Annotated in this window: 10 protein-coding genes and 1 pseudogene; 4 read left to right on the top strand and 7 right to left on the bottom strand. The window is 60.2% G+C overall.

Features of this window, described 5'->3' with window-relative positions; translation table 11 throughout:
* Positions 1–66 precede the first annotated feature (66 nt).
* Complete coding sequence (locus QE432_RS07270; protein ID WP_013761559.1) at positions 67–1,413, top strand: dicarboxylate/amino acid:cation symporter; 1,347 nt, start codon at positions 67–69, stop codon at positions 1,411–1,413.
* A 192-nt stretch (positions 1,414–1,605) separates the two neighbouring features.
* Positions 1,606–2,043, top strand: a complete 438-nt coding sequence (locus QE432_RS07265; protein WP_019564660.1) for an EamA family transporter — start codon at positions 1,606–1,608, stop codon at positions 2,041–2,043.
* A 56-nt stretch (positions 2,044–2,099) separates the two neighbouring features.
* Here QE432_RS07265 and QE432_RS07260 read toward each other — a convergent pair whose 3' ends face one another.
* Entirely contained in the window at positions 2,100–3,452 is a 1,353-nt protein-coding gene (locus tag QE432_RS07260) for an aspartate aminotransferase family protein (protein WP_003510848.1), read from the bottom strand.
* Between the two features lie 38 nt (positions 3,453–3,490).
* Positions 3,491–4,225, bottom strand: a complete 735-nt coding sequence (locus QE432_RS07255; RefSeq protein ID WP_003510849.1) for an SDR family NAD(P)-dependent oxidoreductase — start codon at positions 4,223–4,225, stop codon at positions 3,491–3,493.
* A gap of 233 nt (positions 4,226–4,458) precedes the next feature.
* Here QE432_RS07255 and QE432_RS07250 point away from each other — a divergent pair, with 233 nt between their 5' ends.
* Together QE432_RS07250 and QE432_RS07245 are read left to right on the top strand one after the other, a co-directional pair.
* A complete protein-coding gene (locus tag QE432_RS07250) occupies positions 4,459–6,105 on the top strand; it encodes a GNAT family N-acetyltransferase (RefSeq protein ID WP_065687754.1) in 1,647 nt (548 codons plus the stop codon).
* A 60-nt stretch (positions 6,106–6,165) separates the two neighbouring features.
* Positions 6,166–7,321, top strand: a pseudogene (locus QE432_RS07245) (amidohydrolase).
* 30 nt (positions 7,322–7,351) lie between these two features.
* Here the strand turns inward: QE432_RS07245 and QE432_RS07240 are convergent.
* The 5 genes from QE432_RS07240 to bcsN all read right to left on the bottom strand — a co-directional run bounded on the left by QE432_RS07240 (position 7,352) and on the right by bcsN (position 16,397).
* Positions 7,352–9,694, bottom strand: a complete 2,343-nt coding sequence (locus QE432_RS07240) for a cellulose synthase (protein ID WP_065687756.1) — start codon at positions 9,692–9,694, stop codon at positions 7,352–7,354.
* Entirely contained in the window at positions 9,691–10,746 is a 1,056-nt protein-coding gene (locus tag QE432_RS07235) for a glycosyl hydrolase family 8 (protein ID WP_065687757.1), read from the bottom strand. Before QE432_RS07235 ends, QE432_RS07240 begins: the two co-directional genes overlap by 4 nt.
* Complete coding sequence (locus QE432_RS07230) at positions 10,743–13,229, bottom strand: cellulose biosynthesis cyclic di-GMP-binding regulatory protein BcsB (RefSeq protein ID WP_065687758.1); 2,487 nt, start codon at positions 13,227–13,229, stop codon at positions 10,743–10,745. The genes QE432_RS07235 and QE432_RS07230 overlap by 4 nt, the downstream gene beginning before the upstream one ends.
* On the bottom strand, positions 13,226–15,415 hold the full coding sequence (bcsA, locus tag QE432_RS07225; RefSeq protein WP_035199451.1) for a UDP-forming cellulose synthase catalytic subunit: 2,190 nt from the start codon (positions 15,413–15,415) through the stop codon (positions 13,226–13,228). The genes QE432_RS07230 and bcsA overlap by 4 nt, the downstream gene beginning before the upstream one ends.
* Positions 15,416–15,497: 82 nt before the next feature.
* On the bottom strand, positions 15,498–16,397 hold the full coding sequence (gene bcsN, locus QE432_RS07220; RefSeq protein ID WP_035199452.1) for a cellulose biosynthesis protein BcsN: 900 nt from the start codon (positions 16,395–16,397) through the stop codon (positions 15,498–15,500).
* Positions 16,398–16,591: the final 194 nt, after the last annotated feature.

The following is a 16,591-nucleotide window of genomic DNA, read 5'->3' as shown; positions in this document are numbered from 1 at the left end:
AGCCGTCAACGACACGGCGATCCCGGGAGGCCAATTAAGGCAGGGTGAGGCCGAGGAGGAAAAAACATGATCGATACAACAACCGTGGCGGCAGGCCACGCCAAGCAGCCATTCTACAAGCACCTGTATTTCCAGGTTCTGGTCGCCATTATCGCCGGTATCGCACTTGGCCATTTCTATCCGGCCTTTGGCGAACAGCTGAAGCCGCTCGGCGACGGCTTTATCCGTCTCGTCAAGATGATCATCGCTCCCGTCATCTTCCTCACTGTCGCAACCGGCATCGCCGGCATGAACGATATGAAGAAGGTTGGACGCGTGGCCGGCAAGGCCATGATCTACTTCCTCGTGTTCTCCACCCTCGCGCTCATTGTCGGCCTCATCGTCGCCAACACTGTGCAGCCGGGCGCCGGCATGAACATCGATCCGGCCACGCTGGATGCCAAGGCCGTCGCGACCTACGCCGACAAGGCCCATGAGCAGACCATCACCGGCTTCCTGATGAACATCATCCCGACCACCATCGTCGGCGCATTTGCCAGCGGTGATATCCTACAGGTGCTGTTCTTCTCCGTGCTGTTCGGCATCGCGCTCGGTATCGTCGGCGAAAAGGGCAAGCCCGTCACCGATTTCATGCATGCCATGATGTATCCGATCTTCAAGCTGGTCGCGATACTGATGAAGGCCGCCCCCATCGGTGCCTTCGGCGCCATGGCATTCACCATCGGCAAATACGGCATCTCGTCCGTCACCAACCTCGCGATGCTGATCGGCACCTTCTACGTCACATCAGCACTGTTCGTGTTCGTGGTCCTCGGCGCTGTCTGCCGCTATAACGGCTTCTCGATCGTCGCGCTTATCCGCTACATCAAGGAAGAACTGCTGCTGGTTCTCGGCACCTCGTCTTCGGAAGCCGCCCTGCCGGGCCTGATGAGCAAGATGGAAAAGGCGGGCTGCAAGCGCTCCGTCGTCGGTCTCGTCATCCCCACCGGTTATTCCTTCAACCTCGACGGCACAAACATCTACATGACGCTGGCTGCCCTCTTCATCGCACAGGCGACCGGCATCCACCTCTCCTTCGGCGAACAGATCCTTCTGCTGCTCGTGGCCATGCTCTCCTCCAAGGGTGCTGCTGGCATCACAGGCGCTGGCTTCATCACGTTGGCCGCAACGCTCTCCGTCGTGCCGTCGGTTCCGGTTGCCGGCATGGCGCTCATCCTCGGCATCGACCGCTTCATGTCGGAATGCCGCGCACTCACCAACTTCGTCGGCAATGCGGTCGCCACCATCGTTGTTGCCCGCTGGGAAGGTGAACTGGATCAGGAACAGCTCGCCCGCGTTCTCAGCGGCAAGGAAGAATTCACCGGCATCGCCGATGTGGATTCGCTTCCGGGTGCGGTTCAGCCCGCCGAATAACACGACCTCCCAAGGTCCAGCCTGTCCCGGTTCGTCCGGGCAGGCTCTCGAATGAAGGCCGGCGCATCAGATCGATGCTCCGGCCTTTCATCGTTTGAAGCCCTTCCAACCGTCGAAAACGGTTTTTATCGCCGTGCGGATGTTATAGGCCAGATCGAGCGAGAACGAATGCGAAAAACGGAGTAGGCCCTTATGAAGAACCTGTTTCTGGCCTGGCAATTCTGGGCGCTGCTATCGGCGGCCTTTGCGGCATTGACTGCGATTTTTGCGAAAATCGGCATCGAAAACGTCAATTCCGATTTCGCCACCTTCATACGCACCATCGTCATTCTCGCTGCCGCTGGCCTGATGGTTTATGTTACCGGCAACTGGCAGCAGCCCTCCACCATTTCGGCGCGTACCTGGACCTTTCTCGTGCTTTCGGGGCTGGCGACCGGCGCATCTTGGATATGTTACTTCCGGGCGCTGAAAATCGGCGATGCCGCCCGCGTCGCCCCTATCGACAAGCTCAGTGTCGTGTTCGTCGCCGTCTTCGCGGTTCTGTTTCTAGGGGAACGGCTGTCGCTGCCAAACTGGCTGGGTGTGGTGCTAATCGCCTGCGGCGCGGTGCTTGTGGCATACCGGGGATAAGGCAAGCTGACAGCGGTGCCCGGCCGGACGAACCGGCCAGGACATTCGCAAAGTCATCAGGCGCGTGCGGCCGCAACCTTGTCCAGTCCCCGCTTAACGCCGGCGAACAGCTCATCAAGCTGCTCGGCCGTGATGATCAGCGGTGGGCAGAAGCAGATCGATTCGCCGATCGGGCGAGTGATCACGCCCTCATCCTCAATGCCGGCGGCAATGGCGAGCGTCGCATCGCCCGGCTTCGTACCTTCCCACGGCTTTATCTCCAGCGCGCCAAGAAGACCGACGCCGCGCGAGGAATGCACCAGCGGATGGTCGGAAAGCGCTTTCAGATGATCGAGGAACTTGCCTTCCAGCCTCGCGACATTACCGACCAGATCGCGCTCCTGAATAATCTTCAGGTTTTCGAGACCGACGGCCGTCGCGACCGGGTGGCCGGAGGCGGTATAACCATGGCCGAAGGAGCCGATCCGGTCGGATTCGTCGGCGATCGGCTGGTAGAAACCGTCATTCATGATGATCGCCGACAGCGGCATGTAGGATGAGGATATCTGCTTGGAAACAACAAGCACATCCGGCTTGATGCCGTAGGTCTCGCAGGCGAACATCTTGCCGGTGCGGCCGAACCCGCAGATGACCTCGTCCACGACAAGCAGAATGTCGTATTTCTTCAGGATCGCCTGCACACCTTCCCAATAACCTTCAGGCGGCAGAAGAACCCCGCCGGCACCCATCACCGGCTCGCCCCAGAAGGCGGCAACGGTTTCCGGGCCTTCGCTGAGGATCAGATCTTCGAGTTCCTTCAGAATACGCGCGGTAAAATCCGCCTCGCTTTCACCTTGCTTGCCGAAGTGCACATAGGAGGGGCAGGCCGTATGCAGCATGCGGTCCAGCGGCAGGTCGAAGCTTTCATGGTTGCGCGGCAGGCCGGTGATCGAGGCAGAGGCAATCGTCACGCCATGATAACCCTTGATGCGGCCAATGATCTTCTTCTTGTCCTTTTTGCCCAGCGCATTGGAGCGATACCACACCATCTTGGCAACGAGATCGTTCGCCTCCGATCCCGAAGACGTGAAATGAACCTTCGACATCGGCACTGGCGCAAGCTCGATCAGCAACTCGGCAAGATCGACCGACGGGCCGTGCGTCTTGTAGGAGAAGGTGTGGTAATAGGGCAGCTTCTGCATCTGCTTTGTCGCAGCGTCCACCAGTCGCTGTTCACCGAAGCCAAGCGCCACAGACCAAAGCCCTGCCATCGCCTCGATATAACGCTTGCCGCTGCTGTCGGTCACATAGATGCCTTCACCACTTTCGATGACCAGACCACCGGTCTTTTCGAATTTACGCAGATTGACGTTCGGATGCATCTGGTAGGCGATATCGCGTGCCTCGACGGAATTCGGCAGAATGGTCATGGGATAAAGGCTCCGTTTCGGTTGGATGGACTGAAGCGTCAGACGTGCTGGCCGCCATTGATGAGAATTTCTGCGCCGTTGATGTAGCTCGACTGCTCCGAGCAGAGGAAGTAGATGGTCTGCGCCACCTCCGCCGTTGTGCCTAGCCGCCCGAGCGGGACCTGCGCTTCCACGAGTTCAGCGGTTCCGGGTGAAAGGATGGCGGTGTTGATTTCGCCGGGCGCTATGGCATTGGCGCGCACGCCGCGCGGCCCGAATTCATGCGCCAGCTCCCGTGTCAGCGCCGCAAGTCCCGCCTTCGATGCGGCATAGGCGACGCCCGCGAAAGGGTGCACCCGCGAGCCCACAATGGAGGTAACGTTGACGATGCAGCCTTTTGCCGCCTCCAGTTCCGGCAAAAGCGCACGGGCAAGAAGCGCCGTCGAGACGAGATTGACGTTTAGCACCCGCGTCCAGATCTCCGCCGTTGTGTCGGCAACGCCAAGGCGGCTACCGCCTTCGCCCTTCGGCGAGATTCCGGCATTGTTGACGAGTGCGGCCAGCTTTCCTTCCGGCAGGCGCGAGCGCACCTCGTCGGCCAGATCGTCGATGCGGGACAGGTCCTCCAGATCGGCCTGGATATGGCTTTCGCGCGCAGATGGCCAGCGGCATTCCTCCGAAAAGGGTTGTCGCGATACGGTCAGGATTCTCCAGCCTTTTTCCTGAAACAGCTTGACGGTGGCATGCCCTATTCCGCGGCTCGCACCAGTCAAAAGCATAAAAGGAACAGCCATGAAAGAACTCCTTTGCCATGCGAACCGTTGAGCCGGTCGCGCATTCAGCCCGCATGTTAGAGTGCTGCGACCCGCTGACAAGGGCTATTTTGTCGCGGTGCACGAATGGGAGCCGCGTCACGGGCTAATCCCATTTGATATAGGCCTTTCACCCGAAGGGAATATTTGAAGCCGGCCATTTGCTCATAAAATGCAACCTCCCGAATCTGTGATCCGTATTGGGAGGGGGACGAATGCGTATCGACATCATCGACACCGACGCCGGCTTCGAGGCGATCCGGCAAAACTGGGAAACGGTGTTCATGGCCGATCCCCATTCCCGACACTTCCTGTCCTGGGGCTGGCTGCGGGATTATATGCCGCGCCGCAAGCGCTGGTTCATCCTGGCGCTCAGGGAACGTCCCGAAGGCTCGCCCTATGTGGCATTTTTTCCGCTACGCATCGTCACCGAACCGGACAAGAAAACCGGCCGCTTCCACGACAGCATCGTCATGGCTGGCAATGCCGCGGCGGATTACACCGGCTTCATTACCCTGCCGGAATATGAAAATAACGCGGTTGCCGGTTTCTGTTCCTATATTCGGCAGCAGAACTGGACCGAACTCAAGCTCGACTATCTTTCCGGCCCACCGGAGCGGCGCGACGCGATGATCCGCGCGCTTCAGGGACCGCTCGTCATGTTCCGCGACAACATGCCGACCAACCCCTATAACATCAACAATTGCATCTGCCCGGTCGTGGCCCTGCCGGACACGTTCGACTCCTATCTCGATAGCCATATGAGCAGCCAGTCCCGGCAAAAGCTCCGCCGCTTCATGAGGAAGGTGGAAGGCGGTGACGAATACCGCATCACCTTCGCAACGAGAGAAACAATCAAGCGGGACATGGGCATCCTGTTCGATTTCTGGCGCATCCGCTGGGCGCCCCACAAGGGCAAGGAGCGCACCGAACTGTTGATCGGCGCAACACGGCAAATGCTGATGGATGTCTATATACGCGGCGATCTGGAAGTGCCGGTCCTGTGGTTCGGCGACCAGCCGCTCGGCGCGCTTGCCAACATCATCGACCGGCAGAAAAAGTCGGTATTGTTCTACATTACCGGTCGTGACGAGAACTGGAAGACCCCCTCACCCGGCCTCGTGCTGCACGGACACTGCATCCGCAGGGCGATCGAACAGGGTTTCAAGACTTATGATTTCCTGCGAGGCAACGAGCCGTACAAATATTTCTTCGGCCCGGAGGAGCACAAGCTCAGTTGCACGCTGTTCCGCACCCGCTCGGGCGACAATCTCGGTGGCAAGCTCCACCCGCGCAGCATACGCTTCGTCTACGAAGAGGGTCTCAAACTTTACAAGACGGGCAAGAAGGCGGCCGCCAACATCGCCTTTTCCCAGGTGCTGGCAGCCGCGCCCGATCACCTTGGCGCACAATTCGGGCTGGCCAATCTGACCTTCGACCGCGGTGAATTCCGCGAAGCGGAAATCGCTTTCCTCGGTCTCCTCGGCAGCGGTCAGGACCCGGCTCTGCTGTGGATGCGCATAGGCGAAGCGCGGTTGGCGCAACGGCAATATCACGAGGCGTCCGAAGCATTCCGTCAGGTGACCAATCGCGCCCCCTTCCACCGCGAGGCGCTCTACAAGTGCGCCGTGGCGCTGATTGCGGCCGAAAGAACGATGGAAGGCGCCGAAATCCTCGACAGATTGCAGCATTACCATTCTGACGACGCTACGCATCTGGAATATGCCGAAAAGGCGCGCGCAGCCCTTGCCCGGCTGGAACTGGGAAAGGCCAGGATTCCGCTGCCTGCCGATGTCATCACGCTGAGCGCCAGGCCAAAATCGACGGGCAAGCGCTGGCGTCCGCCAAAGGTTTTGCATTGAACGTAATGACCTGTAAGTTGCGGCAGAAAAAATCGGCCGGACGACTTGCAAGGGTTTTTTATGTTTCTGACCAACAAGGATATGCTTGACCTCATCGAGCTGCGCCATGAGCTGCACCGCCATCCGGAAATTTCCGGCGAGGAGAAGGAAACAGCGCGGCGTATTCGCGATTTCCTCGAGCAGGCAAAACCGGATCGGATGTTCACCGATCTGGGTGTTCATGGCGTGGCAGCGGTCTATGACAGCGGCAAAAGCGGTCCGGTAGTCCTCATCCGCTCGGAACTCGACGCTCTGCCCATTCAGGAAAAAACCGACGCCGAATACCGCTCCGGCACCGATGGTAAGGGCCATCTTTGCGGCCATGACGGTCATTCCACCATTCTAACGGCGCTTGCACTCGGACTTTCCAGAAAGCGCCCGGAAACCGGCAGCGTCGTACTGCTCTACCAACCGGCAGAAGAGACAGGTGCGGGCGCGGCCGCCGTCATCGCCGATCCGCGCTTTGGCGAGATGAAGCCGGAATTATTCCTTTTCTCTTCACAATCTTCCAGGCCTGCCATTCGGCCATGTCAGCGTGGTGGAAGGGCCGGTCAACTGCGCATCACGCGGCATCAAAATCCGCTTCTCCGGCAAGACCGCGCACGCCTCCTCACCGGAGCATGGCGTCTCGCCGATGCGGGCGATATCTGAGTTGATGCCGGCTTTGACCGATCTCGGTTCCGGCTTTCCACCGCAACCCGATTTTTCGATGGTGACAATCACCCATGCCGTGATGGGTGAAGCGGCCTTCGGCATCTCTCCGGCAGATGCGGAAATCTGGGCGACGCTCCGGACGCTGACAGACGACCGAATGGGAAAACTCTGCGCGGATGCGGAAGCGCTGGCAAAAAAGGTGGCCGAAGAACAGAAACTGACACTCGATATCGCCTATGATGATATTTTCCTGCATTGCGAAAATGCGCCGGAAGCCGTCGACCATATCCTGCGGGCGCTAACTGCGGAGAAAATTTCCCACGGGTCGGAAGGTTTGCCGATGCGGGCCTCCGAGGATTTCGGAAGGTTCCGCGCCGTCTCGTCATCGGCCATGTTCTTTTTGGGCGCAGGCAAGGACTATCCCAACCTGCACAATCCCGACTACGACTTTCCGGATGGGCTGATCGATATCGGCGCACGCATCTTCATGCGCATCATCCGCAACCTCACCGACGCGGGGTAAGCAACGGCAGCCCATTGCCGCCCAACGCCATCAGCCGCCCTGGGGCCCTCTGCTCGGCCGGGCGGCACGGACCGCTGCCAGTCCCCTGATGCCCTCCTTATCGCCAATGGACGTCAGACTCTCGAAAATCTGCGCAGCATCGGCGTAGCGGTTCATGGCAAGATAAGAATAACCGCGTAATACCATGAGATCGGTACGCTCATCGGCAAGCCGCGCCCGCTGATCAAGCAGGAGAAGCGTTTCCGCATAACGTTTCGACTGGAAGGCGGAAACCGCCCTGTCGGCCAGGATTGAAACCTGCAACTCAGTCGCGCGCGGGCGGTCCATGCGCGATTTCGTCGCCGAGACAGCGGCATGGTCCGTCAGCCCCATGCGCAGATAGGCAAGGCTCTGGCCATAGGCCGCATCGCTTTTAACAGTCGACTGGCCGCCAGCAATGGCGGATTCGAAAGCCTTCAGGGCTTCCGCCGGCCGGTTGGTCTCCATCAGGCACCAGCCGAGATCAAGCGCCTGCTGTGCGGGCAGGCGCTGGGGATCGGGATAGACCGCGCAGGAGCGTGGACGTGACGAGGCACTTACGGTCCTCTGCGTCTGCGCTGGCAGACGCGCCTGCTTGCGCGAAGGTTCCGGAGCCGGCTGCTGGACAGACGGCTGGCTATAAGCCACCACTGTCTCAGGCTGCGGCGCATAGGGCGCGGGTGCCGTTGTCTGGGAAGCTGTGGCGACAGGCGGTGCGGTGACGGGCGCTATCTGCTGCGCGGACTGGTCCACCATACGTGCCGTTCCCACATCAGCGATGCGTTGCGAGCGGCTTGCCCATTGCTGCTGTATGCTGCGCAGACCGGCGAGATTGCGCAGATCGTGATAGCTGACTGCCATGCCATAGGCCGACGGTTCGTCATCGGCTTTCCAGCCAAGCGCAGTGCTGAACCATTGCAAGGCGAGCGGCGTCTGCCGGAAAGCAAGCGAATACCAGCCGAACTGCTGCGCGGTCGCCGCATCCTTGCGAGTTATTGTTTCAGCGGCGATGCGCTGCAACACATCCGGCGGCAGGACCACAGGCGGCTCAAGCGCCAGGAGATTGGCTGTCGCGGCAAGATAGGTCGCAAGCCCGTCGTCCGAAGCGGTGCGCCACTTATACATGACCTCTTCAGCTTCACGTGGCTCGTTGCGGTCGATCAGCGCCAGCGCCAACCCTTGCGATGCAGACGCGCTGTCTTCCTCTTCCCGCGCCTTGCGAAACCACTTTTCCGCCTCCGCCATGTTCTTCTGGCGGATATTGTACCAGCCGAGCAACAAGGCATCGCTTGCAAGCTTGTCGGTCTCGGCAAGCCTTTCAAGCCGCATCAGATAGGCGGAAGGAACGGAAATTCCCTCCTTCTCCCCTGCCTTCGCCACGAATTGGCGGGCGAGATCGTTCTTGACCGGTTCGAATTCCAGCTGACCGTCTGCGTTGGGCTTTTCCTTGGCAAGCAAATCGCCGATCATCTCCGCCGGCAAAAGCGCGGACGCCTTCTGCACCGTGGCGAGCCTGTCGCTTGGCGTCGTGCAATTGTTGAGAATGTAGAGATAGGCGTCGCGCGCCCGTCCCATGCGGTCGGTATTGGCAAACGCATCGGCAACCCGCCACAGGACATCCACCTCGCTACAGGTCAGCAGGCCGGGATTGCTGGCGGCCGCGTCCACCACTGTCGCATATTGCTTGAGATCGGAAGCGTTGACGAGCCGCTGGCGGGCCTCGGCGAGGGAAAGCATGCCGGTCAGATTGTCGGGAGGCTGCCAGCCGGGTTCCGCCTGCTGGCGGTCGGCGATCGCCTTTCTGACCTCGGCGTAACGGCCGTCGCTATAAAGCTGCCACATGGCATCGAGCCGGGGATCGCCGTTAACGGGAATGGCGAGCGGATCGGCAGGCGGTGTCCAGTTCGGATAGAGCGTGCGCAGCCTCGCGATTTCGGCCTGAAGGCGCTGGGTATCGCCCTTGGCCGCGAAATAGCGCAGCGCGCTGAGATCGACCTCGAGCATGTCTGATGACGCCGGCTGGGTCTGGCGGGGTGCGGGCGCCTGCGCCATTTGGGGCTGCGATATCTGTCCACCCGTCTGTGTCTGCGTAACCGGCGGTTGCGGATCAGTCGCCGGCACCGTTACCGCTGGCGTCACGGGTTGGGTTAGCTGCGCCATCTCGCGATTTTTAAGGAACGCGTTGATCTGGGCCGGATTGGCTGCCGCTGGAGAAACGCGCTGCGCCGCACGGTTGTCGCCAACCGCCGAAGTATGAATGTCCGATACACGTCCGAGAATGGTGTCGCGCCAGTGGAAGGCGGCGAGAGCAATCAGAAGCAGGATGAGAGCCGAGGTAGACAGCGGTTTGTTCATCGGCACTCCCCGTTATTCCTTGCCAGAAACGACAATGCCAGAAGATGCAATGTAGAAGGATAATAAAGCGTTGGCTGAAAGCCTTTCAGTTCGGCAGGCACAGCCGGGCCGCCGCCGGCGCAGGCTGCGAGCGCCGGAATGATGCGATAACCGGGATCCGACAGAACGTCCTTGACCGCGCCGCTCTTGAGATCGAAAGTTCCCGCAGCACCGCTTTCCAGCGTCATGCCGTTTTTCAGGCGGTCAAGCAGCTCCGGCGAGCCCATTTTCGCCCTTGCAAGATAAAGCGGAATCCGCACCGCATTGTAACCGAACTCGGGTGGAAACGCCGATGCCGGTTGCGGTTTCGTCTTCATCGACACCCAGTCGGCGGGCAGTTTCCTGTCGCTGAAAGCGAATGTGGCGATCTGCGCCACGCCGTCGTCGGCAAGCGCCTTCCAGAGTGGCGATGGTGCGACGAGATTGAGGACCGGAAATGCTTCGAAAATCAGATAGGAAGGATTGACCACCGGGCCGTCGCCCCGGTCAACCTCGCCAAAGCCGCTGGCGGCGGGCAAAAGCAGCGTTCGCCCGCCGCGCTGAACGACAGTCTTCTTGAGGACGGCTGATGCGATGGCCGCCGATGCCTCTGCATAGTCCTGCCGGTTCCACTGCGCGGCAGCCAGCGCCAGCGCGTAGGCAATCAGAATATCGCCATCCGTGGCATTGTTGATGTCAGTCACATGCGGTCTGGTTCGCGGATCCCATTTCCACGCGGAGAGACCGTCGTCGCGCACCAGGAGTTCCGTGCGGGTAAAACTCCATATCAGCTCGAAGTCGGCAATGTTCTCTGAAAGAACGGCAAGCCACATGCCGTAACCCTGGCCTTCGCTATGGCTAATATTGCCGTTGCCGGTATCGATGATGCGCCCGCCGGGATCGAGAAACGCACTTTTATAAGCCGACCAGGCCTCAGGCGAGACAGATGCGGCGCGGGCAATCGAGATGCTTGAGATCAACGCCATCAGCGACACGCAGAAAATGCCGGCAAGTCTAAAAATCCCACGCCTCATCGGTGTCGCCCCATCATACGCAGCATCGCGAAGGTGGCAAAGCCCAGGAGCGACACGAACCCGATGAATGCCAGCGAATAGGAAAGAACATTGGAAGACAGCCAATTAGCAGCGATCAGCCTCCAGTTCGAGAGGGAAAACGCCCGCGTGACATAGAAATACGGCTGCCCCACCTCGACCGTTTCGATCTTTTCTGCACCGGCATCGTAAGCTGCGACCCGCCCCGTGACGTCGCGCCAATGGTTCTCACGCACCATCGAAGACATGCCGTCACGAAGCTCCGCCGACGTCGGGGCGGTAGCCAGCGTCCAGACCCCTTCGCCGGAAGGGCTTAGACCCTGCACCAGCATGAAGGAGACATTGCCGGGCGGCGCATAGGGCTGCTCGGCCGCCGGCAGGAAACGCAGCGTATCGGAACTCAGATCGAAATTCCGCTTCATCCACTCCTCAAAGGAGGAAACCTGGCCTTGCCAGATGCCGCCGTCCACCCGCTCTCGCCAGTCATTAAAGAGGGTTTCGCTGTTCTGCGCAGGCGGCTGAACGCCCGTTCCCATTTTCCAGGATATCTGGCTGGAAGGGACAAGATTGAACTGGCTGATCAGCGATTGCGGGAATTGCGAAATCGTCCCGACGAACAGGGCGTCACGGTCCCCGATCACCAGCGGCGATGCGACGGTCTCGACATTGATCGGATATCCAGCGGCGCTTGCCAGCCGGCTGACCAATGTCGCCGCCGCCGACATGGTGTCGGTATCGAAACGATCAAGCGACAGCGCGACGGGATTTGCGGCAAACCTGTAGGGCTGCCCGGCACCGGACATCGCGGCGAGATCCGGTTTGCGACCGATCTGCGCGTAATCAGGAATATGGATTTCCGATGTGTCGAACAGGGCAAAACGCGGGGTCGTGCTGGCTGGCGCTCCCGGCGCGCAGACCTGATCCTGCGCCGTCATCAACACGGCCTCGATGGTGATCTTGTTCGGGCCAGGCTTGAAGTGGCGCATCGTCACATTGATGGGCAGATGCCGGAAAATGCCGCCACCATTGTTGGAGATCGGCACGGTCGAGGCGATCTCGTCATTGACGTAGATGTCTATATGGCTACCGGGCAGCACCTGCGAGGAATAGGCGGCATCGAGCAGCATGGCCGCCTCGCCATAGGCCGACGCATAAAAGTCGGCGGGCATGCCGACGTAGAATTCGTTGCGGAAACGCCGTCCACCAAATTCGCTGCTCTCAAGCCCAAGCTCGGAAAGCGCGATGCGACGGTCCGACATGACGAGCGGCACATCCGGCGCATGCCAGCTGCGGGTGGAAAAGGTCGTTCTCTGGGCACCGGGCGTGCGCGAGATCGAGGAAAACAGCGTCTCAATCGCCGCCTGTACCGCCTGCGGGGTGGGACCGCTGACGAAGAGTGGCGAGAGGCCACCCGGTGCGGTGGTATCGAAGCCGGCAAAAGCACCCGCCGACGCCTCGGGCGGGACCGCGCCGGTGAAGCCGGTAATCTCGCGCGCGGTGCCGACAAGAACTACCAGCGTTCCCGCCTTGCGTTCGGCGGAGGGTGCTGCCACGAAACGGATCGTCTGGTTCGGCATCTGGGTTCGGAGTGCCAGAGCCTGAGAAAGGCGCAGCAGCGAATCTGCAAATGCCGGATTGCCGAGTGCAGGTGCAACGATCTCGATCGACGTTGCCGCCTTGGCGTCCGGACCGGTTGCCTGGATATCGTCGATATTGGTGAAGTTGCCCGCGACATCGGCGTTAAAGCCGATATAGGTATTTGCCGGATTAACATCGGTCCACAGATCATAAGTGGACTGGATCGTGCAATCGGTTCTGTGGCGCTGCTGCACGCCAAGCGTCACGACATTCGCGCCCACCTGCAGGACACCGGGTGGAATTTTCAAGGAAACATTGCCCTCACCGTCGGGCGCCTCAATGCGCGCCGTCTCCAGCGGAACATTGTTGAGGCTGACCTGGAAATTCGAGTCTTCCGGCGCGACCACGATGGCGTTCTGATAACCAATATTCAGCGAAACGGCGGCATTCACCTGCTCGGGCGTCAGATAAATGCTCCACTGCCGCCGATCCATTTCGCCGGAAAGGCTGAGCTTTTCGTACGGCAAGATATACCGGCGACGGCTATCCGCCGCGGGTGACGATGCCTGAACGGGTGCGGGTCTCGCCTGACCCTGCGGCGGCATGGATACGGGTGGCGTCAGCGGCCGCAGCGGCGGTTGCGGCGCAGGTGCGGGCTGCATTACCACAGGAGGCTGGCCCACTGCAGGCTGGGTCGATTGCTGGGCTGGCTGCGGCTGGCGCGGTACAGCGGGGGGAAGTGTCGGCGGCGGCACAGGTGCCGGGGCTGTCTGTGCAGGCTTCTCCGGCGACATGTCGAAAGGTGAGGACTGCGCCATCGCACCGGTTGCGACGACACCCAACATCAGTGCTGTCAGTGAACTCCTGATCGTTTTACCGCCGGTCATTTTACAACTCCGGCAGGTTTGACGGTTTTGGAGGCGGGCCGGAGCGCCTTGGCCAGATAGAACAGGCCGCGCTGCGTCTGGAACAGAGATATCGCCAGAAAGATCGCCGTGCCTCTGATGAGGCCGGGGTTCTTGCGGCGCACGCGCTGGAACTCGCTCCATTGCTCGGAATTGGCGAAGATCAGGTCGGCGATCAGGCGATGATCGATGGCGCGCTGCGGCGAGAATGTGCAGCCTATGGAAATGAAACCGTCGCTCCGGACCGTGCGGACCACATTGATGGTCATGGTTTCCGGCACGCCCTCGCTATGCGGCTTCACCCTAATGATCGCTGTCGTGTTCTTTTCGATAGCGGTGGTGCTGTCGAAAAGATTGATCAGCAGGCCATGCACCGACACGTTGTCGATGGAGGCCGGCACCCATGCGTCACTACCCTCAAGCTTGACCTCGCAGCGCCGCTTGACAGTGATGCGCCGCGACGCCGATTTTTCGCCGCGCTCGGAGACGACGCCAAGCGCACATCCCGCGAAAATGAGGTTGAGCAGGTTCCACCCGCCGACGACGAGTGTGACATCCGCCTTGTATGGCTCCGCATAGATGCGCCAAATGGCAAAGGCCATCGCAACCAGCAAAAGTGCGAAAATGACGAAGAACGGGCGGCTGATTTCCGAAAGCCGCGCCTCGGCGATGGATTCGTCCTTCGCCGTCACCTTAAAGGTCGGCTTGCCCGGATTGAAGATCACCGACACGACGGCTGGCAGAAGGTGGACCGTCTGCACATATTCGTAGAGTTCAGAAATCCACGGCCAGCGGAAGCTGCCATAGAGATAGTTCTGCATCATCAGGTTCACGAGCATATACGCGGCCGTATAAGCCAAAAACTCGCCGCCGGAAGCCACGAAAATCTGAAGATCGAAGAACAGGTAGAACAACGGCGCAAACAGGAAGATCGTGCGCGGGAACGGGAAAAGCCAGAACAGCGTCGACGACATGTAGCAAAGACGCTGCGTGAAGGAGAGACCACGGCGGAACAGAGGCTGGCGAAAGATCAGAATCTGCATCATGCCCTGCGCCCAGCGGCTGCGCTGGCCGATGAAGCTTGCGAAGGTGGCCGGTTGCAGCCCGGCGATCAGGGGCTTGTCGACATAGACGCTGTTCCAGCCGCGCGAATGCAGCGCGAGCGCCGTTTCGCAGTCCTCGGTGATGCTGACGCCGCTGAACCCTTCCGTATCCAGCAGTGCCTCGCGCCGCAGCACGGCGGCGGAACCACAGAAAAACGCGCCATTCCACTTGTCGAGACCGCGCTGGATGATGCCGTAAAACATCTCGTTTTCGCTCGGCATCGTCTCGAAGGTGCGCAGATTGCGCTCGATCGGATCGGGATTGACGAAGAAGTGCGGCGTCTGCACCAGGAAGAGCCGGGGGTCTTCCTCGAAATAGCCCACCGTTTCCAGAAGGAAATCGCGCGCCGGCGCATGGTCGGCGTCAAACACCGTCACCAGTTCGCCGGTCGAGTGGGCGAGGCCGTTATTGAGATTTCCGGCCTTGGCGTGGACGTTGCGCTCGCGCGTCAGATAACGCACGTCGAGGTCCTCGCAAAGCTTCTTCAACTCCTCATGGCGGCGCTGTGCCGCCTGCGCCTCGACGATATTGCTGGCATTGCGCTTCTGCACCGAGCCGCCGTCGTCCAACAGCCAGACGGTGAACTTGTCGGCCGGGTAATCCATGTTCTTGGCCGCCGCCAGCGTATTGGCGAGAAGCTCCGCGTCCTCGTTGTAACTCGGCACGAAAACATCGACCGTCGGCCGGTAATCGGGCGAGCCAGGCCGGGTCTTGCGGGAAGGCAGCGGCATCGACACGATGACGAGGCTGAGACCCAGCATCACGACGCTATACATTTCCGCGAGATAAAGCAGAAAGCCGGGAATGAAGTTTTCGAGCTGGTTGACGGGCGGCAGCGTGCTCGTGGTGCGCCAATAGACATAACGAAGCACGATGGCCGTGCCGAAACCAAGCGCCACGAGCCGCCAGGCTCCCTGCCCGTTGAAACTCTTTATTGTTGCGAGAAGGACAAGCGAGATCGCCGTGGCGACCAGGTGCGTCTGCAGGCTGACCGGCATCGTGACGATGGCCAGAACGCAAAGCGACACAAGAAACCAGACAATGATTGTGATGGCCTTGTTCATCCCGAAACTTTCCGCTCTCTTCCCCGCCCGGAATTTTTACCGGGATCTTTTGCAATGCCCTCTTCTGCTGTTGCTCCAGCCATCACCTGCATCCCGGAGGCGCTGCCGAACCGGACAGACATGTGGGCGACGGAATGGCTACCTGCGGAACCTGCGTCGGCTGCTGGCTCTCCACCTGCACGCTGGCCGCGCGCCTGCCGACTACAGCAGGCCTTGCGGGCTGGGCGGGCGCGCCAACGGATGCGGGTGACGGAATACTGACTGCCGCAACCGGCGGTAGGGGCTGCGCCGTTGGCTGAACAGGCGTGACGGGTACGGCAGCACGGCGCACGGGTTGCAATGGTATGCTCGCAGTCACTTCACTGCCGGGCCGCATCGGCACCTCATTGGTCTTCATGGGATAGACCGGATGGCCCGGCCGCCCAAGGTTCTGATCCACCGCCTGCGGCGTGCCATAGGGGTTCCAGCTTTGCGAGGCATAGGTGCCGGTGATCGTGTAATTATACATGACCGTCAGAAGCTGCTCGACGCTTGCCGCCGACTGGCAGAGGCGCAGTCGCACCTTGATACGCCCCAGGTTGCGGAAATCCTGCCGCATGCTTTCGGGTGAGCGGATGTCCTGCCAGCCATAAAGGCAGGTATCGCTGCCTCGGCCCTTGCCGGCCGCATAAGAAAAGGCGCCGTAACCGTTCTGCAGATAATTCGCCGACATGACGATGTTCTCACCCGGAAACTCCGAGCGGATTTCCCGCGCGACGGAGGATGCCTTAAAGCCGGAGAAAGTCAAAGCATCGCGATCAGTGTCGCCGGCTTGCTGCGGACCGAAGAACTCGGCCTTAATGTAGTTCTGTCCGGGCGTAGCGGCTTCGGCGCGCAATACGACCTGCTGTGCCACGGCATTGGAGTAGGTGCGATTGACTACGGTGACGATTTCCGGACCGCCGGGCGGTGGGAAAACCAGTGCTTCGGACGCAGACAACATCTTTGCGCCCCCGAACGACCTGACGCCCGAGGGAGTATTGCAGCCCGAAAGAACTGCAATAGAGAATAGCAATGAAGTAAAGGCAGAAAATTTCACTGCCCCGTGCCCCTTTATTTCCCCAAGCCCTAACAGGTTAAAAGGAGACCGAATCACTAATGACCAGACCATTGTTACGAAATACTGGAGGCAGGCGA

The sequence above is a fragment of the Agrobacterium sp. SORGH_AS_0745 genome (genome assembly GCF_030818995.1).
In the GTDB taxonomy this organism is placed as follows: Bacteria; Pseudomonadota; Alphaproteobacteria; order Rhizobiales; family Rhizobiaceae; genus Agrobacterium; species Agrobacterium tumefaciens.
This window is presented reverse-complemented; position numbering and strand designations above follow the sequence as displayed.